Source organism: Acetobacter sp. ESL1128 (genome assembly GCF_058505085.1).
The window spans coordinates 390,001-414,228 of record NZ_CP196369.1 but is presented as its reverse complement, the minus strand read 5'-3'; the positions used below and the strand labels follow the sequence as shown (position 1 = coordinate 414,228).

Below are 24,228 nucleotides of genomic sequence, written 5' to 3'. Positions count from 1 at the left end.
ACCACTGTGGACAACAGGGGGCCACGCGCAGGCTGCGCACATGGCCTTTTACATCAATACGTCTGGCACAGGGGCGCGTTAGTTGACCGTGTAGGTCACCAGCACAAGGTAGATCACCAGCAGGACATTGGTCAGCAGGAAAACCGGTGTCAGCCGCGCCCAGCTCCGGGTAGCAACCGCCATGACCGTGTAGGCAAAGCACCCCGCACAAATCCCGATCATAAGGTTGGCGGTTGTGACCGTCAGCAGCACGATCATGCCAGCAGAAACACTCTGGAGCGGGTCGGATATATCCAGCTCCGTCAGGCCTTCCATCATCAGAATCCCCACCATCACCAGTGCTGCGGTGGTGGCCTGTGGGGGAATACAGGCAATAAGGGGCCAGAAAAACGCACTCAGGCCAAACAGTATGGCTACGGTCAGGGTTGTCAGGCCCGTGCGCCCGCCTGCCTCCACCCCGGTTGCGGATTCAACATACGCCCCCACGGTCGGGCTCCCCAGACACGCCCCCACAATGGAGGCCAGCCCATCGGCCAGAAACGCACGCCGGGAGTTCATAAAATTGCCTTGCGCATCCATCATGCCCGCCCGCCGCGTAACCGCGATCATGGTCGCTGTGGCGGAGAAAAAGTCGGACAGGAAAAAATAAAGAGTCAGAGGCAGGACCAGAAAAAAGTTGTGGAAGAACTCGGTCGTATCAAACGCAAACAGGTACGCGCTGGGCGCATGGGGCAGAGCCACCGCCTGCGCAGGCAGAACGGTCATGACATGGCCCGGAGAGGTCTGGATAAACAGCCCCGCCACCGTAACCGCCAGAATGGACAGCAGCATGGCCCCCCGCACACGGGCCGCCACCAGTGCCGCGATAAGCAAAAGCGAGAGAAAAACCACCATGACCGAGGGGGAGCGCAAATCCGCAAAGGCAACGCCCCCGCCTGGGTCCGTTACAATCAGCCCCCCGCTGCGCAGGCCCAGATAGGCAATAAACAGGCCAATACCGGCCTGTAACCCAATACGGATAGAGGCGGGAAAGCCCCGCACAATATGCTGGCGCACATTACTGAGCGACAGGCAGGTAAACAGAATACCCCCCACCAGCACCATGGTAAGCGCTGTGCCATAGGACAGGCCCATTTTAACCACGACAACCTGAGCAAAAACCGCGTTGGACCCCATGCCCGGCGCCAGCGCAATGGGCAGGCGTGACAAAAACGCCATAAGCAGGGAGCCACACATGGCGGCCAGCACGGTTACGGTAATCATATCCGCCCGGTTGGCACCCGTTGCTGCCAGAATGGCCGGATTGACCGCAATAATATACCCCATGGCGCCAAAGGTTGTGAGCCCGGCCAGCACCTCCGTGCCCACGCTGGACTGGTGGCCCGCCACATTAAACCGGAAGAGCTTTTGCAGGGATAAAACGGCTCTCATAATCAACAGCACTCCAGTTTTATGCGACCAGTGGGCTGCTCCGCCACACCGGCGCGCTGCCCGTTGCCCTTACCAGACAATGGGGTGTGTCTGCCCGGTCTGAACATTAACAAACCCTTCGGGCACACTGGGGTTGGGGGCCACCAGCACCCACCGCCACGGCGAGCAGGTAAGCGTTGCAAAGCACAGCCGCTCGGGAAAACCCTCCGGCCAGTTTTTGGAATAGGTGGGCTCATGCATCCACTCTATTGTCCGGGCCTGTGCGTAAAGTTCCTGCATGTCCGCGTCCAGTGCTTCGGCCGGGCGGGCGGTCATTAACCCGCCAACCTCGTAGCGGACCGTGGCCAGCACGGTATTGTCCCGCACCAGTGCCCAACCACCCTGCTGCCTGCGGATCTGGTTGACCACCTGCGCCATGGCGGCATCGGACGACCCGACGACCCATATATTATGCTGGTCATGCGCAACCGAGCAGCCCACAGCCGTATCGGGCGTGCTGGGGCCACAGCCGCGCCAGAACATACGCCCGACCCTGCCCTGCCCGGAATAGCGGTCCACAACCGCAAACTTGGTAATGCACTGGCTGGTATCACGCTGCACCTGCCCATCCTGCACAGGCAGGGTTTCCACCAGAAAATCATCCGCCCAGTGGAACGGGCGCAGCACGGCGGCCTGCATGGTCTGCCGCCCCGGATCAGCCGGAATGGCAAAATCCTCCGCAACAAGCTCCCGCGTGATGTTGATGGTCTGGCTGGCCCATGCGGGCCATGCAATAGCGGGCACGGGCGCAATATAACGCCCGTTCTGCGCCACGCACTGGCCATCTGCCCAGACCTCCGCAATGTCCAGTGCTGCCACATCGGACAGCAGCACAACATCAGCAAAGCGGCCGGGGGCCAGACTGCCCACCCACGGGGTCAGGCGCATATGCCGCGCGGGGTTGATGGTCACACACTGAATGGCAATTTCTGGCGGCAGGCCAGCCTCCATGGCTCTGCGCACATTATAGTCTGTGGCTCCCATGCGCAATGTGTCGCTTGCGGAACGATCATCGGTGGTCAGCGCAATCTGGGAAAAATCCTCAAAGCCTGCATCCAGCATGCCCCGCACCAGTTCGGGAATGGCCCCATGCCGCAACGCCACAAAAATACCGGCCTGCAACTTGGCCTGTAGTTCGGCCATGTTCAGCACTTCGTGGTCAGAGGCCAGACCAGCCGCGGCAAAGGCGTTAATGGAACGTGTGTCATGCAGGCCCGCCCCGTGCCCTTCCACCACGCCACGGTGTTCATATGTTGCCTGAATCATACCCCACAACCGCGCGTAGGAAGGGGATTCAGGGTTCCACACACTGGGCCAGTCCATAACCTCGTCCAGCCCGGGCACCATCAGGTTCCCGCCCATAAAGGCGCTCTGTTCATCATACCCATAATACCCGCCCCCGCCCTCATACGCAGTGGGGGGCACGGCCGAACCGGGGAGCGGGAATATTTTAAGCGGTACACCATGGCTGCGCGCCGTCATCCAGAACGACAGGTTATGTGCGCCATCCACGTTGGAAAACTCGTGGCTGGCCTCGCACGTCCATGTATTGCCGCGTGGCAGCACCAGAGCGGCCTCGTATTCGGGGGTCAGGTGCGAGCTTTCGATATGCTTGTGCACCTCGCCAAAACCGGGCACGGCGGAAAGTTCCAGCCGCTCGACATGCGCTCGGGCTGTGCCGGTGTAGGTGCCCGCAGGGCCGGTCCAGGCAATGCGGCGGCGATACATAACAATATCCTGCTGCTCTACCCAGCGGCGCGTATGCACGTCCAGCAGGCGGCCCACGCGCAGCACCAGATCGGCCGGGATCAGCCCCATGGCCACACGGGTCAGTTCCTGGCGGATGCGCACTTCCTGGGCAGCACTGATAAACAGGTCATTCCCGGACATCATCTCCGATGCAGACTTCATCACCATGATCCATTATACCAAAGAAAAATCTGGAACTTTGCGAAAGATACGGAAGAAGTTTTCCGTTGTCTGCCGGGCTAGCTCCTCGGGGGTGACCTTGCGCAACCCGGCCAGAACCCTGAGCGTATGCACAAGGTAGGCGGGCTCGTTCCGCTGGTCCGCGTAGGGTTCGGGGGCCAGAGATGGCGCGTCTGTCTCGATCAGAATACGGTCTGCGGGCAGGCTGGCGGCAATAGCGCGCATGCCATCATTCCCCTCATGGGTGAGCAGGCCGGAGAACGAGAGGTAATGCCCCATCTCCACATTGGCCCGCGCCAGAGCCGGGCCGCCTGAAAAACAGTGCATGACCACCGGAAAACGCCCTTTGGCATCCTCCTCACGCAAGACCTGCTCCATGGCCGCATCCTGCTTGACGGAATGGATGATCAGGGGCAGCTGCGTCTGCCGGGCGGCCTCTATATGGACCAGAAAATTGCGCATCTGCGCATCCCACGAGGCCGTGGTAAAAAACGTGTCCAGCCCCACCTCGCCTATGCCCACCACCTTGGGGTGGGCGGCGTGGGCAACAAGGTCCTGCACCTGCACGTCGGTTTCCCCATCCGCCCAGTGGGGGTGGGTGCCTACGGAGCAGAAGACATCGTCCATCTCCTCCGCTTTTTTCAGCACCTTTGCAAAATCATGCACACTGGTACCAATGCTGACAAACCGGCGGATACCCACCGCGCGCGCCCGCTGCATGACCGCGTCCAGATCCCCCGCAAGCTCGGAAAACTCAAGGTGGCAATGACTGTCAACCAGATGCATGCTGCGTCCTCCCGTTATGGGGTTTGTTGCAAGGCCGGATCATACTACCGTGCCCTGTCTAGCCGAAATATCAAGCACTTCCGGCAGGCGCGTAATAAAATTAACCATAACGGCAAAGGCTGCCTGCACATCCGCCACGATCACGCTCTCATCGGGGTGGTGGCTTATGCCGCCGGGGCTGCGCAGGAACAGCATGGCCGTGGGCACCCAGTCCGTCATCATCATGGCATCATGGCCAGCACCGCTGACCAGAACATGCTCGGGCATACCCTCCGCCTTTATGCCCGAACGCAGCAGGTCAACCAGCCGGCCATCGCAGGGGGCGGGGGCAAAGGTCTGGTGGTCCTGCACCTCCCACCCCACATGGCGGCGCTCGGCAATGCCGCCCACCAGTTCCTTTACCTGCAAAAACGCACGCTCAAGGCATTGCGCATCCGCCGAGCGGATTTCCACCGAAAGGCTGGCACTGCCGGGAATAACATTCACCGCCCCCGGATGCGCCTCGATCTTGCCCACGGTAGCCACAAAATCATCCACATGCGCGCGGGCCAGTGCCTCTATGCCCAGAACCATCTCGCACGCAGCAGCCAGCGCATCGCGGCGCATGGAGAGCGGCACGGTGCCTGCATGCCCTGCCTGCCCCTGCACGCGAACATAAAACCGCTGGATACCGGCAATGGCAGACACGGCCGCCAATGGGGCATCCGCATGTTCCAGCACGGGGCCCTGCTCAATATGTGCTTCCAGATAGGCCAGTATGTCCTGCCGATTGCGCCGGGCCTCGCCCATTCTGCCAACATCCAGCCCTGCACCGCGCATGGCCTCGTGCAATGTTGCACCGGTGCGGTCACGCATCTGGCTGACATCCCCCACGGCCTTGCCCGCCATGGCCCGGGAACCCAGCATGGACAGCGGGAAGCGTGACCCCTCCTCATCCCCAAAAGCCACAACCTCCAGGGCAAAAGGCAGGCGTATGCCACGGCTTGCAAAGGCGGCCACACATTCCACCCCCAGCATGACCCCCAGCGCGCCATCGTAAAAACCGCCGTTCCACACGCTGTCTATGTGCGAGCCGATCAGCAGTGCGGGAGCGTTGGCCTCTGCCCCCTCGTACCGGCCAATAACCGTGCCTGCGGGGTCCGTGCGCACGCTCATGCCTGCATCGTGCATCCACCCCCGCAATGTGGCCATGGCGGCTTTGTGTGCAGCCCCAAGGTAAGGGCGAAACAGGCCGCCACGCATATCGCTATAAGGTTCGCACCCGAGTTCTTCACACCGTCTGACCGCACGCGCCCCTGCATCGTGCTCGACAATCCGCTCCAGCTTGTTCATCTCAACCACCAACGTAAACCGGCACTCAATCCCGGCGGCATTCTGCACGCCATGCCACAAAGGCCGCCCCTGCCCTGTTCCACCTACCGGTGTGTGGGAAAGGTCTGTGCGGAGCGGCCTTTTTATTATTGCTTCAGAAATCCGTGGAAATTGTTCCCGTCATGCTAAAGCGTGGCAGAACGTAAAACTGTGCCCCACTCCCCGCAGCCAGGGTTGTGCCATCCAGCAGCTGCCCCTGTGTGGCGTTTGTTGCAATACCCACCGGCCCCGTGCGCACCACGGCCCCGGTCAGGTTCTGAAAGTTCATTTTAAACGTAGGTGATTTGAGGAAAGAGAACGGCTTGAAGCGATACCCAACACTCAGGCTGTCCGTTACGTAGCCGGGCATACGCTGGTCCCCCGTCAGGGTTACAGACTGGGAACTGGCATAATGCAGGGCAAAGTTTCCAAAAAAGTGCGTGTCATCATACGACAGGCCAAAATTGGCCATGACCTTGGGAGCCATTGGGGCTTCATGCCCTTTGGTCCGCAGGTAGCTCCCCCCATATGGCACGTTGGAATCCAGCGTTGCGTGCAGGTATTCAAACGACGCATAGGGGCTAAAATGGTGGATCGGCCGGGCCGCCACCATAAGGTCAAAGCCACGCACGGTCTGGTTGCCTGCATTGGCCGTGCCAAACACGCCACCACCCAGATAGGTGCTCATCAACCTGTTGGTAATGTTGTAGTTGAACAGGGACAGATCGAGCATCACATACTTGTCGTGGTAGCGGTACCCCAGCTCCTCCTTGATCGAATACTGGTTTTTGGGCATGCCGGTCACGGCCTGAATGGCCGAGGGGTCTGGCTGGCGGAAGTCCCCTTCCCCATGCACATAAACCTGACTGTGGTCGTCAATATCATACGAAATGGAAAGCTGCGGCAAAGGCACCGTGGAGTTTGCCCCCAGATGCGCGTTTGACGTGGAGGACGATGCCAGCAGGTTCTTCATCCAGTAATTTGTCATCATGAACTTGAAGCCTGCGTTAATCCGCAGCTTGTTATGCAGGTAACGTGCTTCGTCCTGCACAAAAATCGAGTGGATTTCGTAGCCCGTGTTGGTCAGCCCGGCCAGCGCACGCTTGCCATCTGCCGTATAGAGCGCAGTATGGGGGTTACCCGGCGTTGTAGCCCCGCTATAGGACACATTGATCGGGAATCCGATTTTGGAAAAATTGTTGGCATACCAGTACCCGACCGAAAAATGGTTATGGCTGTCAATGTCATAACCCAGTTTGGCGGTTACACCCACATCGGGCTGGCTATAGGCATTCCATGCCTGCACAAGCTGCTGCCCGCCGGGCAGAGCGCTCCCGTTGCCCAAGCTATACTGCCCGGCAGAGGACTGCCCGATACCCCAGCTATCCCACCCAAGAGCATCGTAAAAATAGGGCGTCACATCCAGCGTGAGCTTTCTGCTCAGCACCACATGCACCGGCATGACCAGAAAAACCGTGTTGAAGTGCGAGATATTGTTTTTCCAGTAGTTATCGTTCCCGCCTGTTGTGCTGTAACCGCTGTGGTTATAGCCCGCTCCAGTGTGCTTGTAGGCCTTGAACTGTTCTTCCGTTGCGTAATTATCAACCATGATCTGGTTGTTGTTCCACGAAAAATACATTTTAACACTTGATGCGTTCTGAAAATCTTTTTGCAGACCAAAGTCAATGTGCTGGCGGTCATTTGTGCCAGCACCCATCCACTGCCGGGCATGCGTGTGCGAACCCGATACGTAAAAACGCACACCCGTGTTGCCAATATCCCCCGACTGCAAGCGCAGGAACTCGCGAGAGAGGTTGTTTGTGCCGTAGGAGAAATCCATCGTCCCGCCCATTCTGTGGGAGGGAGTCAGGGTTTCCTCACGCATGACACCCCCTGCACTTGTGGTTACCGGGGCTTCCAGCGCGGAGGCACCGGGGCTGACGGAAATACGCTCCAGATTTTCGGAATCCACATTCTGGTCAATGTAGCCCGCACTGCTTGCGGGCACGCCATCAAGCAGAATAGCCATGTCGGCATCTGTCAGGCCGCGGCTTTCTATGCCCCCACCATGCATACCAGATGTATCCGCCGAGGAGACGTTAAGACTTGGCATGGTCTTGACCAGGTCCAGCACACTACTTGTGGGGCTTTTCTGGTCAATAAACTGCTTTGTAACCGTTTGTACAGAATAGGCGGCTGTTTCACGCCGCATCATCCCGCCCCCGCCATCCACGGACAGGCTGACAGACTGCCGGTTGGATGTAACGTCAATATTTTCCTTATTCTGCGCCTGCAGGGCAGACTTTGCATGGGGTTTATGCCCGCTTGCCACCACCCGGTCTGGTGTTTGCACACGCCCCGCTGTTGCCGCACCAGCACTGCGTGCCGTGTCATGGAGTGCTGCCAAAACCAGAATGCCCGACGCCGATACGAACAGCCTGTGCTTTAACGAAAAAATTTGCATTGCTTGTGCCCGCCCCCTACAGCCTTCCGCCTAAAAAACTGTTTTCAAGTTCTTTTTTGTCTAGCCCGTCCGCAGTTTGTTCAAACTTATTGTTCTGCTTATGCAACGTATCGTTTCTGCCCGTCTTTTTGGAAGCGCTAAATTCTGCACGTTGTGTAGCCTTTTTCTGCACGTGCGGACTCTTTTTTGGTGCGGTATAGAAATGATTATGTTTATTCTTGATTTGCCGTTAACTGTTCTCACCAACAGGTTCCAAAAGACGCACACCCAGCAAAAGGACTATGGCCATGGTGCTCCTGACCAAGTTTTCCCGTTATTTTCAGGAAGTCATCCACCATGGCTCCATCCGCAAGGCAGCCGAGCACCTGCATATTGCCGCCTCAGCCGTGGACCGGCAGATCCTGAATGTGGAAGAAACACTGGGTGTGCGGCTGTTTGACCGGGTTTCCGGCGGTGTGCGGCTAACCGCTGCGGGCGAGGCGGTTTTTCACCAGCTCACCCGCTGGGGCAAGGAGGAGGCCGCCCTGCACCGCCATCTGGCCGAACTTAAAAACGCACGCGGGGGAGAAGTCCGCATTGCTGTGGCCGATGGTCTGGCTGTCAGCTTCATTCCCTCCGTGATCATGCTTTTGCATGATGACAGCCCGGGTTTGCGCTTTAAGGTAACTGTTGCCACCGCCGCAACTGCTGCCATCCTGCTCCGGGCGGGAGACTGCGATCTGGGGGTTACATTTGACCCCCCATCCTTTGCCGGACTGAGTGTGGAGGCCGAGGCCCTGTCCCGCCTTGGTGTGCTGGTACCGCGTGACCACCCGCTTACCCGCATGGAGGATGTGCGGGTCACGGACTGCACCGGCTACCCCATTGTGGCACCGGATTCATCCACCACATTGTGGCGTCTGGTCAAGGAACTGCTGGAAGAAACAGACATGCCTTACGATATTGTCTTTAATTCCAACAATATTGCGCTTGTCTGCGATATGGTGAAAAAAAATCTGGGCATTGCGATCATGCGTGATCTGGATGCCTTTGGCCATTATAATGAAGATGAAGCCCGGTTTATTGAGCTGAACGAAACCAAGCTGGCAACGCAGAAACTCTCGCTCATTATCCCCAAAACACGCGTTCTATCCCCCAGCGCGCACTTCATTATTGAGAAATTCAAAAAAATATTCCAAGGATTTGACAATAACCCCCAGCAGTTTCTGGGAAAGCCCAAACTCGTGGGGGATGGAGGCAAGGCGGAATAACCCCCATACCCCCGGACCATACCCCCCAATGCGCACTTTCCCCCGCACCGGCCTGCGCCAATGCAGCATGTTCAGCGTGACAGTTCCATAGCCCCAAGCAGAGCTTCTGCATGGATTTCGAGCGTATCCAGGCACGGGATTGCTGGATGGAGTCCATTAAACAGCAGCGGCAGTTCCGTACACCCCAGCACCACGGCATCTATGCCGGATTCTGCTACCAGTTTTTGAATAATATTCAAAAACCCTTCCTGTGTTTCTGGTTTAACAAGACCGTGTTCCAACTCCTCGGATATTTTTGACACAACAAAATCAAAGTCGCACCCGGCAGGAGTTACAATTTCCATACCCGCATCCCTGAAGGGTTTTTTAAAAAAATCCTCTTCCATGGTAAAGCGCGTGCCCAGCAAACCCAGCTTTTTAAAGCCGCGTTTTTTTGCTGCATCTCGGGCCGTTTCAATAATACTCACCAGCGGCACAGAGGATTGCGCGCGCAATGCGTCAAAAACAATATGGGGTGTATTCCCGGTAAGGGACACAACCTCACACCCTGCGGCCACAAGATTATCAATGCCCTGCATCAGATACTGCGTGAGCGCAGGATAATCCCGCGCGGCACAGTATTTGAGAACATCAAAAACATTCAGGCTTTCTATACTCAGGTTAGGGAAAAAGTCTTTCCCCACCAACTGGTTCGCACCGTAAACCAGTTTTTTGTAATAAATAAGGGTGGACTCTGGCCCTGTTCCACCGATCAAACCCAGTTTCTTCATGATCATTGGCCCTTAATATGCAGGTTATACATTATTCTTGGTAAGGCTGGCCCTACAGGTATCCACCGTGCAAGGCCTGCGTTCTGTAAAAAGTATTTATTTTTATTTTGGCACGCTCTCACCCTGCGGATAGGTAATACGGTGGTTATCATCAACGACAGCGGCTTCTGTCAAACCTGCCGGCACCACATTTGACATGGACAGAATATGAAAAACCTTTACGCTATTGGCCAAAAGGTAATCTGTAATAATCCGCCTGTGGCAACGCCACCAGAGCACCTCCGCGCACATGATCGCAACAGTGGCATGCTGCCCGGCCTGTATCAGCTGGGTGAGCCCAAGGTGAAAATCTTCTCCCAGAGCGTAGTCCGCGTAATTATGGAAGCTTTGCACACGCCAGAATGCATTGGTGTTGACCGGCACCGTTTTGGACCGTGGCCTCCGGCCACCCAATGCCGGAAAGTGGCTATACCCTATTCCATAAGCTGCCAGCTCTGGCAGAAGGTTTGTTCCGTCATAATCACGGTCACGGCGGGAATATGGAAAAGCCCTCACATCCGCCACCAGCGTCACGCCATAATGCCGCAGGAGCGCAATAAAGTCCTTCAGCAAGAGCGTTGAATGTCCAATAGTGTAAAAGGGGTTGGTAACAGCTATGCTCAACTCTCTTTTATGGTCCATGCTGGATTTGGAGTTTTTCATGCCATTACAGTCTTTCAAAATCGGAGACATCGTATCCTGGAACTCAGAGGCCGGACACGTGAGCGGGCGGATCAGAGCGATCCATTTTACCCCTTTTCTGGTCAACGGCTATCAACATCACGCAACGCTGACAGAACCACAATACGAGATTGAGAGCCTTAAAACCACGCATATAGCATTCCATAAAGGTTCAGCCCTGACCATTGGGGAGTAAATATTCCGCAATACCTCCCCTACCTGCACCATCAGCCCGAACGCAAAAAGCCACCCTTAGGGGTGGCTTTTCCTTTGGTTTTTCAGGCATGTTGCTATGGGCGCGGGGTGGGCATTAACCGCGCCAGCCAGGCCAACAGTAAGGGCCGCCAGCTCAGAACCAATGCGACAAGGCAGGTGGTAAACGATACCAAACCGGCCCAGAGCAGAACCCCGAACCCTCCCCCTTCATGCCTGACCGCCAGAACAAGTGCCAGCACCACGAGCACTCCAGCTGCCAGCCGCACCCAGACGGCATTGTAAAGGGGCAGCTCTGCCAGCCCCACAGCACGGCGATGCGGGAACTGCGTCAACGCCAGTAGCGCAAACGCAAGGAACAGCAACAACCCAAGGGCCGGGTAGAACAGGGCATAACGTATCATGCAGCCTGCTCCCCTGCCGGGCGGATGGATACCACTGTGTTACGCACCCGGTGGGACAGGTGCCGTGCCGCCAGCAAGGCCAACACCGCGCCCACAAGCAACACCATATCCACCCCCGCCACCGGCCAGAGATAACGGTGAGACAGCGTGCGCACCAGATGGTCACCTGTGGTGAGCCAGTTCAGAACCGCCACCGCAAGAGCGAGAACGGCAATTGCAGCACTTTGTTCAGTCCACACCCGAGTGCTTCGCACCCAGCCATGCACAAATGCCCCCAACCAGACCAAATAGAACGCGCAGACCTCCAGCGATGCCCGCTCCAGCCCGAACATTTGCGCCCCGTGCGGTAACAAGCGATTGGCGGCGAGGAACGCCAGAGTTGCAAGGATAATCCCGGTTACGGAACCTGCTGCTATAGCCTCCACCAGACGGAAACCAATCTGCTTTTCCTGCTTTTTCCGGCGAGATTCCATCCAGAACAGAAAACCGGTCGCGATCAGCACGCAGCTCCCTAACCCGAGCACAAAATAAATCCACCGCAATACCCAGTGATGAAACTCGATAAGATGCAGGCCGCTCAGAAAACGCTGCGAGCGCATGATGGGTGTCAGGTGCGGTGCACGGGAGAGGAGCTTGCCCGTAGAACCGTCAAACGCGATAACATCCCGGTCACTGACAACCTGATTTTCGTTCCCCCGGAAAAAGGCAATCCGGCTTGTTGTCATGCCCGGATTGGCTACCAGCACCAGATGTGGCTCATCCCCCCCCCATAAAGCGCGTGCCTTCATGGCTGTCTCATCAAGTGACACACCAGATGCGCCGGGTTTTCCGTGTTTTACGGAAAGGAACGACAGACCGTTTGACTCAAAAAAATACGCACGTGTGTTGGGATAAACTGCGGTTACACCAGCAGGAAAATAGGTTGCCCCCAGAATAACCAGCCCGGAAAACGTTAGAATAATGTGAAAAGGCAAGCCAAGCACACCAGAGATATTGTGCAGGTCCAGCAACATCCGCCGCGACTTTGCCCGAGAGCGGAATGTAAAGAAATCCGCAAATATCTTGCGATGAATGATAACACCGGTAATGCACAGGATAAGCATGGCCATGGACGCCAGCCCCACAATCCATTCCCCAAGGTTCATCAGTTCAAGATTAAGCGTGTAATGAAATGGAAAAATAAATTCCGTAGCCCCCAGTGTTCCGGAATCAGGCAATACGTGCCCTGTTACAGGATCAATATCTCGACTGATCATTTTTTGTCTGGTGCCGTAATGTGTATGGAACACTGCATCCCGATCATTGGGGAGGATCACATTCCAAAAGGATGCTTTTGCCGCAGCTGCTTCATCAAGCGATGACCGAAAACTCTCCAGCGGCAGCATATTATCGGCATGGGCCATGCGCGTGGCCGGTTTCATCCACAGATCAATCTCACTGTCAAAAACCGAAAGCGTGCCCATCCAGAAGATGGCAAAAAGAACGCTGCCCAGCACAACACCCGCCCAGGTATGCAGCCACCCCATGGAACGGCGAAAATCCGGCTCCATCGCTTACCCCCCATGCCCGGAAAAGGACATCAGCACGTAACTGGCAGCCGCGAGCAGAGAAAACACCATAACCGGCAGCCACAACACCCGCGCGGCAAAAACCCAAAGAACCAGACAGACATACAACACAAAAACAAGCAGGATGCTGAGTGTCACCACATCTGCACGTGCAACGCCTGCACTGCCGAGAAGAAGGCAGAAAATGACCATGGCGGAGGATGACGCCAGATACCCTCCACCAATGGCAAGCACAGTTCTGGCAGCCACCTGAAACGGGGACGCGCTCATCAGAAATCCGCCATTACCGCAAAACGCACCGTACGTGGCGCACTGAGCGAAAGGTAATTATACCCACCCGAATTCCAGTAACGCTCATTGGTTATATTATCGACATTCAGAAGGAAGGAGAGCTTCCCGTCCCTTGATGCCGGGTTCTGCATGACGTAACGCGCACCCATATCCAGCCTTACCCAACCGGGTATGCTGCGGCGGTTCTTGCCGTTTTCGATATATTCCGAATGGGTGTACATGACATCCGCAGTCACAGACAGCCCTTTGACAAAAGGCAGGTCGTAGTCCAGCCCCATATTAAAGTTGACGGGGGATGTGTTGGCCGCCCGCTGGCCATTATTGGCACCACCTTGTGTATGCGTCAGAACGGGGTCGAGGAGCATCAGACCGCCTGTTGCGCGCAACCCGTGCGTGATTTCACCAGCAATATTCAGTTCAAGCCCACGATTGCGCTGCTTGCCATCCACCGACATGGTGTTGGTGTTGACGTTGGTGACCGTACTCGGTTGGGTTATCTGGAAGACATCAAAGGTCAGAATAAACTTTTTCAGATCCGCCTTTATGCCAACTTCATACTGGGTGGATTTATAGGGCGCAAAAATCTCGCCCGAGTTGGCATAATTTGTGGAAACGGTGGTTCCCTGCTGCAGGCCCTGAATCCAGTTGCCGTAAATTGCAACATTTTTCAGGGGTTTGAAAACCGCCAGAACAGAAGGACTAATCGCCGTTTTGTCATAAACACCGGTTTTTGTGCCAACATGATCCGAACCGGTATTGGCACTCTGGACCCGCTGCACACGCAAACCACCCGTGACCTGAATACGCTTATCCAGCGCGGAAAGCGTATCAACAAATGCAAGGCTGGATAATGTTGAATAACTTGTCCGACCCGCGCTGCCGGGAATGGATATTTTATTCCCATATAAAAACTTATCTGCACCACTATAAACATTAAGATTATAGGCAGGCAGGCCCGTATTGGTTCCAAACGCACGCCCAAAATCAAGGTGCATACGATTGGCGGAAAATGCCAGCTCCTGCGTAATGGGGCCACTTTCTACCTTGCCCCGCACGCCAACCTCGGCGGTCAGGTAGCGCCCATGCTGCGCAACCCCGACTGGGGTGGCACCGCGTGAGTTCCCTGCGGCATCGTTTACAACGACCTGCTGAAAGTAAGCGCTCCTTAAAGTGTAATCATGCGCCCCCACGCTGCCGTAAGCGGTAAAGTTGCGGAAAAGGTCAACCTCCCCACGAAAGACGCCAAAAAAATCCTCACCATGTACGTAGGTGCCGGGCAGATTGAAGTTTCGTTTTGCACGCCCGGCGTCTGGAACCGGAACGCCTGAAGCAAGCTGGAAAAACGGCACGACACCTTCAATATCCCGGTACTGATACCCAAAATCGGTTGAAAGCCGGACACGATGAAGGCGAAGATCAACACCAGCACCAACCAGTGCGGTCTTCATATCATTATGGGCAATGGCTGTGGGGCCGGAGCGGATCATCCCGTTAAGGCGCACACCAAGCTGTTTTTCCTTGCCAAAACGCCTGCCCAGGTCCGCACGCCCACCAAACTGGGCATTGGAGGAGTAATCGGCTTCAATTTTTGAAAGCGGTTTATCATGTGCTCTCTTGGGCACAATGTTGACAACACCCCCGACCGCCCCACCGGGCGACATGCCATTGAGCAATGCAGCCGGGCCACGGAGCACTTCCACCCGCTCCGCCAGTTCGGATGTAATGCCGCCAAAAGGCATCATTCCGTAAAGGCCACCGTAGGATATATCCACGTTATCAATATTGAAGCCGCGGATCTGCAACCTTTCCACCCCCGAACTTCCGGTTGCAAATCCGGCTCGCACGGACGGGTCATCTTTTAAGGCGTCACGTATGCTTCTGATCTGGCGTTTTTCGATAAACTCTTCAGTGTAGCTTGTCTGGTTAAACGGTGTGTCCATGACATCCCGGTTGCCCAGCATGCCAAGCTGCCCGCCTCGCGCGATTTCTCCCCCCGGCAAGGCCGGTGGCAGGTTGCCTATCATAGCCGTGGAGGGAACTGCATCGCGCACGGTGCCGCCAACACGCACCGGGCCAAGCATGATTGCGGAAGATACCGGAACAATCTTGTAAACATGCGGGCCGGTTTGCAAAAACGTAAGTCCGCTCCCCTGCAAAAGCCGCGAAAGTGCTTCAGACGCTGTAAAACTGCCCTGAAGCCCCGTGCTCACCTTGCCGGAAAGCATGGGGGCCTGTGATGTCAGCGGGGCATGGGCCTGCTCACTAAAAGACACCAGCGCATCGGACAGGGAGCCATGCGGAATATTAAAGGATATAGCAGGCGCATTGGACTGGACCGCCGACCCGGCACCCTGGGGCGCATTGGAAACCACGGTCTGTGCAAGAACTTTGCCTGATACCAGCGACGTAAGCGCCGTACTCGTAGCAAGCGCGAGAATAGCCACGGCCCTGCCCTGAGAGGCTTTTTTCCCCGAACCTGATGGTGTGTTCTTCCCGTTATAAAATGACCTGGCCCGCGCGCCAGATGGTTCTGCTGCCGTAGTATGTGCCATTCTTGCCCAGTCGCCTTTTCCGTAACTTGCAATTCATTCGCATTTGTATCTTTCGACTAGACAGATGCCGCAGCGGCGCTGTTTTTCCCTTTTTTGGTAAATTTTTTTCTGCCATCACGGCTTCAATGCCGTAAGCCTCTGATTCAGCTAGAATTAAAAGATATATTTTCCGGCACGCCACACAGCTGGCGCTTCAGCGCGCCGTGACAAGATCAACCCACGTCATCCAGGACGACACATGCCCCCCATAGGCATCCACAATCTGGCGTAAGGAGGCTTCGGGCTGGTGCAGGTCATAGGTGCCGGTCACCCGCTTTTCCGCCAGCTTACTGTCAGTCAGGATAATTCTGGTAGAGGTCCATGGGCGAAGGGCCTCAATCAGCTTGCCGATTGTCTCGTTCCGGGCAACCAATGTGCCATCACACCAGGCACCAATAGCTGCAACCGGCACTTCCCCGGAGGAGGAAGCCGCACCAGCAACACGTTCCCACTCCCCGGCATGCAGTTCCCTGCCAGCAGATGCCGAGCGGCGTGCGGTAACACGCACACGTCCTTCCCGCACGGCAACAACCGTGGCGGCACCATCCGCGCTAACATCAAAAACCGTCCCGATATCGGTTATGACCGCATTGCCGGTGGTAACACGAAAGAGCCGTGCGGGGTCATGGTGGACGGTAAACAGCGCCTCGCCCTGCAGCAGATGAATACTCCGTTCCGATGCGTTCATCGTGATTGAAATAGCGGCCTGCGGGGCGAGTATGATCTCGCTGCCATCTGCCAGCCGTATATCGCGCGTTTCGGCAACGGGTGCGTAATGGTCCGCCCGAAGCCGCACCAGCATGTCCGGTGTCAGGAAGATCATGGCTGCACAGGCCACCACAAGTGCCAGACCACACGCAAACACGGGCTTACGCGCAAACACGCGTCTGCGCATCCGCAGGACGGGCGCTGGCGTTATAGCGGGCGACACATGCAGGGCGTGGGGGATTTCCGCCATAACGGAGGCGGTAACATGCATCTCCCCCCATGCCTGCACATGGGCAGGATCACGCGCGAGCCATTCCTCAAACCGGCTTTGCAGCTCTTCATCATCCGGGTCCTCCCGAAGATAAAGGTACCAGCCAGCGGCGGCCTGCGCTGGCGTTTTTGGTTCAGTCATGGCAAGCAAAGCCCCCCAAGGCGCACGATAGCGGCCAGTCCTGCCTCCTGCGTGGAGCAGAAGCTGAAAAGCCATCTATTGTTACAGATGCGCGGTGGAAGCGTTTTTTCCGTCGAATGTGAAAAGACACGTGACGCTACTGCCCCTCCTTACGGACACGGTCACAAATCACCATACCGTCTTCAATAAGGCCATGGACACGTGTAAGAGACAGGCCGAGATGCGCGGCAATTTCCCGAAGTTTCATGCCCTCAAAATGGTACATGCGGATCGCCTGACGCTGGCGTGGGTCGGGCATGGCGGCTATTGCATCCATAATACGCTGCATTGCCTCGCGCGATGCCACGTTTTCTTCCGGTGAGACCTGCCCGTCCGCTATTCCCGCAGTTGCTACATCAAAATCCGTGCCTGCGGTGCCTTCAACCCTCTGCCTGCGCGCGCGGGTAATCACGAGGTTGCGGACCATCGTGCGGAGATAGTTCAACGGTGCGGCGATCGTCTCGATCTGCTGCCGGCTGAACAGCAGCCAGACATCCTGAACAATATCCTCCGCGAGTGTTTTGTCCCCCGAAAGACGGGCAGCGTACGATAACAGGCTGGCCCGGTGGGTTTGATAAAGCTCCAGAGATGTGCGCTTCCGGTTCAACGCGAGGCCCCTCCAGAGGCTCCAATCACTTTACGTCAGGTGCGGAGTTGATACTGCTTCTCAACTCGATGCCATAAACTGTCCTGCACCGCAACCGGGTCCGGAGCAAAAGCACAGGCAGCTTTTGGAAGACACAAAAACACCATCAGCCACAGCAGCATGGCGGCAGCAGCAGCCGGAGTGTTCCCGGCAAGCGCGGGGCAAACCAAAAATATTCAGTTTTTCTCAGCAGGCATCCAGTTCCTGCCCGGCTGATGGCGCAACCGTAATGGCAGCAGTCTGCACCGCCAGACCATGTTCGGCAGCTACCCGGCGCAGCAGGGTTACAATTTCTGGCGCGTTACATGCAATTTTCTGCCCTGTGCCCGCATCTACAAAAGTCATGGCCAAAGTGGCCCTGCGTTCCGGCGCTATACTGTAATGCCACTGCCGGTCGGCCGTAACATCCCTGCGCAGGATGCCCCGATCGACAAACAGGTTCAGGTTACGTTGGATAGACCCCTGTGACGGGGCATGGCCATACGCCATCATCCGGTCCAGCGTTTTCCATATTTCCACAGCCGTCGTCTGCGGCCCGGCTTCCAAAATCCCGTGCAGCAGAATACGCCGCAGGTCTGTCATCTTGATCCCGAGTTCCTCACAGCGTTCCTCCAGCCTGCGCACGGCACTGCAACTGGCCCCCATGCCGGGGCGGATCTGGTTCAGAACTGGCGGAGAACGACGATGTTCAAAAAAGGCGAGCATGGTTTTGATCCTGTCACGATCAGGGATAAACATATGAAAACGTCAGTTTTCACCCGCATGGATGTAAAACTCGACGGGAACGGTCAGGGTTATGGGGTCCCCAGCAACACTATCGGGCGGGATGGGCAGAGGCTGGGCGCGTTTGGGAAGGGACACCGCCTCCTGATCCAGTAGCGGATGGCCCGAACTGCTGGCCAGTGTCACCGAGAGCACATGGCCTTTTCGGTCCATGGAGAAGGTGACCGTCGGCACGCCTTCCTGACGGTCCGCCATGGCATCGGACGGGTAGCGCTTGAATTTTTCCAACTGTGCCAGCAACGCACCCTGCCATGTAACCGGGTCGTGCGTTGCCTTGGCGGACGAAGCACCGGGGGCAGGTGCGGCCTGTGTTGGAGCCGGCGGCACATCCGAGGATGGGGGTGCGGTTGTGGTCTCGGCTGGCGGTGTCTTGTCCGGTATGGGCTTTTCGAGCATTGGCACCGGTTTGTGTTTCTTCACAATTTTTTTCGGCTTTTCCGGTTTTGGCACCGGCACTGGTGGATTGGGCGCGGGGGATGGCGGGGCCGTGACCTTTGGCGGCTCCACTGGTGCGGGATCGGGGATGGACTGGGTCTGCTGTGGCCCCGGTGGCAGGTCGGTCGGCGGCGTTGGTGTCGAGACCGGCTCTGGTGCCATATCAATAGCAATCGCTGCTGGTGGCGGCTCTGGCACAGCCACAACTGGTGGCGGCAAACGCGTAATCCACCAGACCACCCCACCACTGACGGCGAGCACGGCCAGAAAGGACAAGCCCCAACGCAATGCGTCCTCTCGCCGGACCAGACGCATCTGCGCACGCTGCCAGTCGGCAAAAGACGCAAAGACTGTTGTCTCAGCACCTTTAGCAGTCCCCTTGCCTTCCCTCTCGACCGTGCTCCTCACGGTGCGGCCCCAGATGTGGGGGACGCATTACCGGGCGGCAGCACAGGCGTTATGCCTGTCACGCTCCCTTCCTCCTGCCCCTGAAGGGTCACGAGGGCAACCTTGAGGTAACCGGCAGCGCGCAGCTTATCCATCACGCCCATCAATGTGCCGTAATCAACCGTTTTGTCGGCCCGCAGAAAAATGCGCTCGTCCTTGTTGCCCTTGGTCGCACCGTCCAATGCACCCGCCAGACCGTCCGTGGTGATGTCATCTTCCCCCAGCGCCAGACCATGGTCGGCCTTGACGGTCAGGAACACTGGATCATCCGGTCGCGGTGTCGGCTTCTCGGCCGAGGAGGGCAGGTCCACTGGCACGTTCACCGTGGTCAGCGGAGCCGTGACCATAAAAATCACCAGCAGAACCAGCATGACATCAATAAACGGCGTAACATTGATCTCGCTGGCTTCATGCGGGTTTTCATCGGTATGGCGGATACGGACCATGCCGCTTACTCCCCGGCAACCGTGTGGGCATTCTGCGCAGCACCAAGCCGCACCACCTGCCCGCTAGCACTCAGCGCCTGCATGCGCCCCAGATCGCGCGAGACAAGGCGCATCACCAGCGCTGTAATATCCGCGACCTGTGCACGGCACGTAGCCGTTTGGCGGGCAAGATGGTTGTAAATCACTACAGCAGGAATAGCCGCGACCAACCCAAGGGCTGTTGCCAGCAGTGCCTCGGCAATACCGGGAGCAACAACGGCAAGGCTGGTGGCCTTGCTGGCAGCAATACCGGTAAAGGAGGTCATAATACCCCAGACCGTGCCAAACAAACCGATAAAGGGCGACGTTGCACCAATTGTGGCCAGCACACCTGTGCCGCGCATAAGCCTGCGGCCTTCAGCTGCTTCCAGCCGTTCAAGATGCAGAACAATCCTCTCCTTCAGGCCCTCGCGGTCATCGGGAATATCAGCAGAGCGCTTGCGTTCGGTTTCAGCAGCCATAACCAGTGTATGGGCTATGCGGCTCTGGCGCGTGTCTGCCGCACCAAGCTCCAGCGTACTGGCCTGCTCCAGCGCCTGTTCTGCCTTGGTCAACCTCACCCGCACCCGTTGCAGCTCTACCGATTTGGCAATGAGAATAGTCCAGGTCAGCACGCTGGCCACAACCAGCAGGATCATCACACAACGGACCACCAGCCCCGCGTTGAGGAACATCTCCCACGGGGAAAAAGCAATAGGGGCAAGATCGGTCATGACAGACCTCCTTTGGAAGACGGTCTGCACCAATCCGGGGTCAGGCAGATAACCGTAACGATAGAGGGAATGAACAGGGCAACCCAGAAAAAGGCCAGCCAACTGCCGTAATGGCCCAACGGGGCGGATAGCAGGCCGAATGCAATAAACAGACCGACTACCCACACGATCAGCCGGAACGGCATGCTGGTCAGGCTCGTCCATTTATGGGCCGCAAGACAGGGGCATAATGGGCGGATAGTCATGAACACGGCACGCACACAAATGCGCGTAAGAGTAAGTCGCAACTCCATTGTGCGTAAAATTGTGCCCGGTCCATGTCTCTGCGCGCCTTCGAACAGGTCGGAAATCAAGGAGGTTCATGGCTCACCGCTTGCTTACAAACGGCACACAACGACTCCCTTACCTACAAAGACGATCAGAACCCCGTTTTTTTCCCCTGAACTTTATTTTTTTCCAGATCACATGCTCAAACACCAATATGCCCCAGCTCTGGATCAGCGCATGTATTATGCTCGGCTGAAAGCACTATGCCGAAAAAGCAAGGGACGTCATGGCGGCCAAAAATTTGACCGCGGAAGTAGACAATACAGTTGTTTACAAAACCGGATTCTTCAGCCGCTGTGTCCTGACCACAAAAAACCCGCCTTGAGTGGGCGGGGTGATGTATCCTACCAAGGACTTATGCACAATTTCAGATGATTGCCGGGAAAGGCAACCAACGATGCTTGCGATTGGTTGTCTTCCCCGGCTTGCTGCATGACATGGCAACAATACCAGGCAAACGGCAGCGTCCAGACAGAACCGGCCTGCTCCGCCTTCTGTTCTCTTTACTGGACCCTCGATCGATACAGAACAGGCCTGTCACCCGACATGCTGCCACCACAGCCAAGCTGAAAGGTCATCCTTGTCAGAACGAAATGCTGGCCATCCCACCGCCATTCATGAGAAGCACCGCAATAAGCCAGCCCCATGCCTTTGTAAAAGTCCGTAAAAGTTCCAGTCGCCACGTCAAAATCAGGGCTTGTCACAATACTTCCTTCGTCGCCTGTATCCCCTTTGATCAGAACGGGACTTGGCAAGTCGGCGGGCTCAGGTTGGCCATTACCGGTGCGCGGGACGACAAAAACCAAGGACGTCCCCTGATATACCGCCATCGAACACCCGAACAAGATAAGTGCATTGTTCTTGTCCAACCCGTAAACCCCTGTTTCCAGCAGGTTATCAGATCCTTTATTCAGGCTATCACAACTCTGCTTTTTTATGAGCTTAGCCTGCGTTCTTTCTGTCCATGCCAGCAAGTGGGCCCGCTCTTTGCGGGTAAGAACGATGGAGCGATGAGCGGATGGAGCAGGCGGCAGTAATGGCGCGGGAGGGACGGCGCTGGCTGGTTTTGTCCCCGTGCGAATCAGTGCCGTTACACCGCCCAATCTTCCCTGTCGATCATCCATATGCAACAGTGCAGCACTTAACCCGTTCAATGGCACAATCCCATCACGTACCTGCAGCATTGTTCCGTTCCGCAACTGCGTCACAAATGCCGCAACGACTTCAGGTCGTTTTCCAGACAAGGTCGTGATTCCGTCCTGCGTGTTGAGTGACCATGCCGAACGATCCAGCAGCAACGACCTGCCGTCCACACGCAAATCTGCCAGATCAAAGGGAAACCCGGCAATCAGCCGCGCTTCAATCACACCATCCGGTCCGGCATCACGGAAAAAGCGTAAATCAACCGATCCATTAATTGGCCTGTTATCCGGCGTGGTCGAAGTAACATCGTCATCACCCTGCACAAAGCCCTTGGCTTCGCAGGTTAAAATATTATCGCATGCAACCAACCAGGATCCGTATTCATCATAAGATGGCGTGGCGGCGTGACCTGCCCCGGTCATAATCAGAAAAAGCAAGAATAGAGGCATACATTGGCCTACTCGCCTCATTTCTTTTTTCAGACACCTAATGTTGTTTGCCATACAAGACCTGTCATGTTGCTCGGTGACCACAATAGCCGAGACAATCTTGGCTGCGGCAGATACATATTCCAGTCATTTTGTCCCTACTCCAGCAAGCAATCGACGATGGTGTCTACCAAACCCCCTGCGTCTAGATTTTTACTGGTGCCTAGCTGAGGAGACTGGGATGATTTTCCGTTTTCCTGCACGGGGAATTGACCACAAAAAAACCCGCCGTGGTTGGGCGGGTTTGTCGTGTCTTTTCAGACGTTTATGCGTGGTTGCGGGGGCAGGATTTGAACCTGCGGCCTTCAGGTTATGAGCCTGACGAGCTACCGGGCTGCTCCACCCCGCGGTTGAGAGAGTGCTGATTTTGTTTTGGCTTAGTTTTGTGAGGGTAGACTGGAAGACCTGGCGGCGACCGACTTTCCCGCGGCTTAAGCCGCAGTATCATAGGCGCTGGGGGTTTTCACGGCCGAGTTCGGGATGGGATCGGGTGGAACTCTCCCCGCCATGGCCACCAGGTCATCCAGACTACCCTATAAGGGTGTGTGGATGCGGTTGGTGCGTTTTGGTGTTTTGCGTGTGACGTGGTTATGGATGATTTCTGTGCACGGGCTATCCGTAAGGATAGTGTGAGAGTGAGCCTATTGGGTGATTAGGACCAGTTAGCTGCACGTGTTACCACGCTTTCACATCTGGCCTATTAACGTGGTGGTCTACCACGACCCTCAGGGAGATCTAGTTTTGAGGTGGGTTTCCCGCTTAGATGCTTTCAGCGGTTATCCCGTCCATACTTAGCTACCCGGCTGTGCCGCTGGCGCGACAACCGGTGCACCAGAGGTATGTTCATCCCGGTCCTCTCGTACTAGGGACAAATCCTCTCAAATCTCCAACATCCACGGCAGATAGGGACCGAACTGTCTCACGACGTTCTAAACCCAGCTCACGTACCACTTTAATCGGCGAACAGCCGAACCCTTGGGACCTGCTCCAGCCCCAGGATGTGATGAGCCGACATCGAGGTGCCAAACCTCCCCGTCGATGTGGACTCTTGGGGGAGATCAGCCTGTTATCCCTAGAGTACCTTTTATCCGTTGAGCGATGGCCCTTCCACGCGGGACCACCGGATCACTATGGCCGACTTTCGTCTCTGCTCGAGCTGTCACTCTCGCAGTCAGGCGGGCTTATGCCATTGCACTCAACAGCCGGTTTCCGACCGGCCTGAGCCCACCATCGCGCGCCTCCGTTACACTTTGGGAGGCGACCGCCCCAGTCAAACTGCCCACCATACAGGGTCCCGGACCAGGCTTACTGGCCGCGGTTAGACATCAGAAAAATTCAGGGTGGTATTTCAAGGATGGCTCCACAGGAACTGGCGCCCCTGCTTCAAAGCCTCCCACCTATCCTACACAGAATGTCTCTGATGCCACTGTAAAGCTACAGTAAAGGTTCATAGGGTCTTTCCGTCTGACCGCGGATACCCCGCATCTTCACGGGGAATTCAATTTCGCTGAGCCGATGCTGGAGACAGCGGGGAAGTCGTTACGCCATTCGTGCAGGTCGGAACTTACCCGACAAGGAATTTCGCTACCTTAGGACCGTTATAGTTACGGCCGCCGTTTACCGGGGCTTCAATTCAGTGCTCTCACACCTCCTCTTAACCTTCCGGCACCGGGCAGGCGTCAGACCCTATACGTCGTCTTTCGACTTCGCAGAGTCCTGTGTTTTTACTAAACAGTCGCTACCCCCTGGTCTGTGCCACCCACAAATGGTTGCCCAAATGTGGGTCTCGCTTATCC

At 56.5% G+C, this 24,228-nt stretch carries 21 protein-coding genes, 1 tRNA gene and 2 rRNA genes (1 of these 24 only partly in view); 2 read left to right on the top strand and 22 right to left on the bottom strand.

All coding sequences use genetic code 11. The features are described from left to right. Positions 1–78: 78 nt before the first annotated feature. From ACSYTG_RS02010 to ACSYTG_RS01990, 5 genes are all read right to left on the bottom strand, one after another. A complete protein-coding gene (locus tag ACSYTG_RS02010; RefSeq protein ID WP_095349729.1) occupies positions 79–1,431 on the bottom strand; it encodes an NCS2 family permease in 1,353 nt (450 codons plus the stop codon). A gap of 69 nt (positions 1,432–1,500) precedes the next feature. Then, a complete protein-coding gene (locus ACSYTG_RS02005; protein WP_095349776.1) occupies positions 1,501–3,381 on the bottom strand; it encodes an adenine deaminase in 1,881 nt (626 codons plus the stop codon). A 12-nt stretch (positions 3,382–3,393) separates the two neighbouring features. Then, entirely contained in the window at positions 3,394–4,185 is a 792-nt protein-coding gene (locus tag ACSYTG_RS02000; protein WP_489783955.1) for a TatD family hydrolase, read from the bottom strand. A gap of 39 nt (positions 4,186–4,224) precedes the next feature. Further along, positions 4,225–5,565 carry an allantoate amidohydrolase gene (locus ACSYTG_RS01995; RefSeq protein ID WP_489783956.1) on the bottom strand — a complete coding sequence of 447 codons (1,341 nt, stop codon included), beginning with the start codon at positions 5,563–5,565 and terminating at the stop codon, positions 4,225–4,227. A gap of 85 nt (positions 5,566–5,650) precedes the next feature. Next, entirely contained in the window at positions 5,651–7,999 is a 2,349-nt protein-coding gene (locus ACSYTG_RS01990; protein ID WP_489783957.1) for a TonB-dependent receptor, read from the bottom strand. A gap of 287 nt (positions 8,000–8,286) precedes the next feature. Here ACSYTG_RS01990 and ACSYTG_RS01985 point away from each other — a divergent pair, with 287 nt between their 5' ends. Next, on the top strand, positions 8,287–9,249 hold the full coding sequence (locus tag ACSYTG_RS01985; RefSeq protein WP_158093026.1) for a LysR family transcriptional regulator: 963 nt from the start codon (positions 8,287–8,289) through the stop codon (positions 9,247–9,249). 71 nt (positions 9,250–9,320) lie between these two features. On the opposite strand, the gene ACSYTG_RS01980 is transcribed toward ACSYTG_RS01985, so the two are convergent. Continuing rightward, positions 9,321–10,019, bottom strand: coding sequence for an aspartate/glutamate racemase family protein (locus ACSYTG_RS01980; protein WP_489783958.1), 699 nt, complete (start codon positions 10,017–10,019; stop codon positions 9,321–9,323). Positions 10,020–10,121: 102 nt separating this feature from the next. Then, positions 10,122–10,721, bottom strand: coding sequence for a DUF488 domain-containing protein (locus ACSYTG_RS01975; protein ID WP_489783959.1), 600 nt, complete (start codon positions 10,719–10,721; stop codon positions 10,122–10,124). Here ACSYTG_RS01975 and ACSYTG_RS01970 point away from each other — a divergent pair. After that, complete coding sequence (locus ACSYTG_RS01970) at positions 10,720–10,935, top strand: hypervirulence associated TUDOR domain-containing protein (protein WP_415443024.1); 216 nt, start codon at positions 10,720–10,722, stop codon at positions 10,933–10,935. The two genes, ACSYTG_RS01975 and ACSYTG_RS01970, sit on opposite strands and share 2 nt — an antisense overlap. A gap of 94 nt (positions 10,936–11,029) precedes the next feature. Here ACSYTG_RS01970 and ACSYTG_RS01965 read toward each other — a convergent pair whose 3' ends face one another. The 15 genes from ACSYTG_RS01965 to ACSYTG_RS01895 form a co-directional block, all read right to left on the bottom strand. Next, positions 11,030–11,356 (bottom strand): DUF3325 family protein, encoded by a 327-nt coding sequence (locus ACSYTG_RS01965; protein WP_489783960.1) that lies wholly within the window; start codon positions 11,354–11,356, stop codon positions 11,030–11,032. After that, positions 11,353–12,906 (bottom strand): PepSY-associated TM helix domain-containing protein, encoded by a 1,554-nt coding sequence (locus ACSYTG_RS01960; protein WP_489783961.1) that lies wholly within the window; start codon positions 12,904–12,906, stop codon positions 11,353–11,355. The genes ACSYTG_RS01965 and ACSYTG_RS01960 overlap by 4 nt, the downstream gene beginning before the upstream one ends. Positions 12,907–12,909: 3 nt before the next feature. Next, complete coding sequence (locus ACSYTG_RS01955; RefSeq protein WP_489783962.1) at positions 12,910–13,194, bottom strand: hypothetical protein; 285 nt, start codon at positions 13,192–13,194, stop codon at positions 12,910–12,912. Continuing rightward, a complete protein-coding gene (locus ACSYTG_RS01950) occupies positions 13,194–15,659 on the bottom strand; it encodes a TonB-dependent siderophore receptor (RefSeq protein ID WP_491706438.1) in 2,466 nt (821 codons plus the stop codon). Before ACSYTG_RS01950 ends, ACSYTG_RS01955 begins: the two co-directional genes overlap by 1 nt. A gap of 301 nt (positions 15,660–15,960) precedes the next feature. After that, positions 15,961–16,926: a FecR family protein gene (locus ACSYTG_RS01945; RefSeq protein WP_489783964.1), complete on the bottom strand. Its 966-nt coding sequence runs from the start codon at positions 16,924–16,926 to the stop codon at positions 15,961–15,963. 136 nt (positions 16,927–17,062) lie between these two features. Beyond that, positions 17,063–17,572: an RNA polymerase sigma factor gene (locus tag ACSYTG_RS01940; RefSeq protein ID WP_415443029.1), complete on the bottom strand. Its 510-nt coding sequence runs from the start codon at positions 17,570–17,572 to the stop codon at positions 17,063–17,065. 225 nt (positions 17,573–17,797) lie between these two features. Then, entirely contained in the window at positions 17,798–18,316 is a 519-nt protein-coding gene (locus ACSYTG_RS01935; protein ID WP_086645819.1) for a transcriptional repressor, read from the bottom strand. Positions 18,317–18,358: 42 nt separating this feature from the next. After that, the gene (locus ACSYTG_RS01930) at positions 18,359–19,144 is read right to left on the bottom strand and encodes an energy transducer TonB family protein (RefSeq protein WP_489783969.1); all 786 of its coding nucleotides are present in this window, start codon (positions 19,142–19,144) and stop codon (positions 18,359–18,361) included. Positions 19,145–19,233: 89 nt separating this feature from the next. Next, the gene (gene exbD, locus ACSYTG_RS01925) at positions 19,234–19,722 is read right to left on the bottom strand and encodes a TonB system transport protein ExbD (RefSeq protein ID WP_354860111.1); all 489 of its coding nucleotides are present in this window, start codon (positions 19,720–19,722) and stop codon (positions 19,234–19,236) included. A 5-nt stretch (positions 19,723–19,727) separates the two neighbouring features. Next, on the bottom strand, positions 19,728–20,474 hold the full coding sequence (gene exbB / locus ACSYTG_RS01920) for a tonB-system energizer ExbB (protein WP_489783965.1): 747 nt from the start codon (positions 20,472–20,474) through the stop codon (positions 19,728–19,730). Then, positions 20,471–20,761 (bottom strand): hypothetical protein, encoded by a 291-nt coding sequence (locus tag ACSYTG_RS01915; protein WP_489783966.1) that lies wholly within the window; start codon positions 20,759–20,761, stop codon positions 20,471–20,473. Before ACSYTG_RS01915 ends, exbB begins: the two co-directional genes overlap by 4 nt. 543 nt (positions 20,762–21,304) lie before the next feature. Further along, positions 21,305–22,447, bottom strand: coding sequence for a DUF1176 domain-containing protein (locus ACSYTG_RS01910; RefSeq protein ID WP_489783967.1), 1,143 nt, complete (start codon positions 22,445–22,447; stop codon positions 21,305–21,307). Between the two features lie 257 nt (positions 22,448–22,704). After that, a tRNA-Met gene (locus ACSYTG_RS01905) sits at positions 22,705–22,781 on the bottom strand. Between the two features lie 54 nt (positions 22,782–22,835). Continuing rightward, positions 22,836–22,951, bottom strand: a 5S ribosomal RNA gene (gene rrf / locus ACSYTG_RS01900). A gap of 112 nt (positions 22,952–23,063) precedes the next feature. Beyond that, positions 23,064–24,228 (bottom strand): 23S ribosomal RNA (locus ACSYTG_RS01895); it runs 1,576 nt beyond the window's last position.

What these genes read in the sequence shown, in the direction of transcription:
- ACSYTG_RS01990 (WP_489783957.1), bottom strand. Translation starts at nt 7,999, where the DNA reads ATGCAAATTTTTTCGTTAAAGCACAGGCTGTTCGTATCGGCGTCGGGC.
- ACSYTG_RS01965 (WP_489783960.1), bottom strand. Translation starts at nt 11,356, where the DNA reads ATGATACGTTATGCCCTGTTCTACCCGGCCCTTGGGTTGTTGCTGTTC.
- exbB (WP_489783965.1), bottom strand. Translation starts at nt 20,474, where the DNA reads ATGACCGATCTTGCCCCTATTGCTTTTTCCCCGTGGGAGATGTTCCTC.
- ACSYTG_RS01955 (WP_489783962.1), bottom strand. Translation starts at nt 13,194, where the DNA reads ATGAGCGCGTCCCCGTTTCAGGTGGCTGCCAGAACTGTGCTTGCCATT.
- ACSYTG_RS01975 (WP_489783959.1), bottom strand. Translation starts at nt 10,721, where the DNA reads ATGAAAAACTCCAAATCCAGCATGGACCATAAAAGAGAGTTGAGCATA.
- ACSYTG_RS01980 (WP_489783958.1), bottom strand. Translation starts at nt 10,019, where the DNA reads ATGAAGAAACTGGGTTTGATCGGTGGAACAGGGCCAGAGTCCACCCTT.
- exbD (WP_354860111.1), bottom strand. Translation starts at nt 19,722, where the DNA reads ATGGTCCGTATCCGCCATACCGATGAAAACCCGCATGAAGCCAGCGAG.
- ACSYTG_RS01945 (WP_489783964.1), bottom strand. Translation starts at nt 16,926, where the DNA reads ATGACTGAACCAAAAACGCCAGCGCAGGCCGCCGCTGGCTGGTACCTT.
- ACSYTG_RS01910 (WP_489783967.1), bottom strand. Translation starts at nt 22,447, where the DNA reads ATGGCAAACAACATTAGGTGTCTGAAAAAAGAAATGAGGCGAGTAGGC.
- ACSYTG_RS02005 (WP_095349776.1), bottom strand. Translation starts at nt 3,381, where the DNA reads ATGAAGTCTGCATCGGAGATGATGTCCGGGAATGACCTGTTTATCAGT.
- ACSYTG_RS02010 (WP_095349729.1), bottom strand. Translation starts at nt 1,431, where the DNA reads ATGAGAGCCGTTTTATCCCTGCAAAAGCTCTTCCGGTTTAATGTGGCG.
- ACSYTG_RS02000 (WP_489783955.1), bottom strand. Translation starts at nt 4,185, where the DNA reads ATGCATCTGGTTGACAGTCATTGCCACCTTGAGTTTTCCGAGCTTGCG.
- ACSYTG_RS01930 (WP_489783969.1), bottom strand. Translation starts at nt 19,144, where the DNA reads ATGCGTCTGGTCCGGCGAGAGGACGCATTGCGTTGGGGCTTGTCCTTT.
- ACSYTG_RS01935 (WP_086645819.1), bottom strand. Translation starts at nt 18,316, where the DNA reads ATGCTCGCCTTTTTTGAACATCGTCGTTCTCCGCCAGTTCTGAACCAG.
- ACSYTG_RS01970 (WP_415443024.1), top strand. Translation starts at nt 10,720, where the DNA reads ATGCCATTACAGTCTTTCAAAATCGGAGACATCGTATCCTGGAACTCA.
- ACSYTG_RS01960 (WP_489783961.1), bottom strand. Translation starts at nt 12,906, where the DNA reads ATGGAGCCGGATTTTCGCCGTTCCATGGGGTGGCTGCATACCTGGGCG.
- ACSYTG_RS01985 (WP_158093026.1), top strand. Translation starts at nt 8,287, where the DNA reads ATGGTGCTCCTGACCAAGTTTTCCCGTTATTTTCAGGAAGTCATCCAC.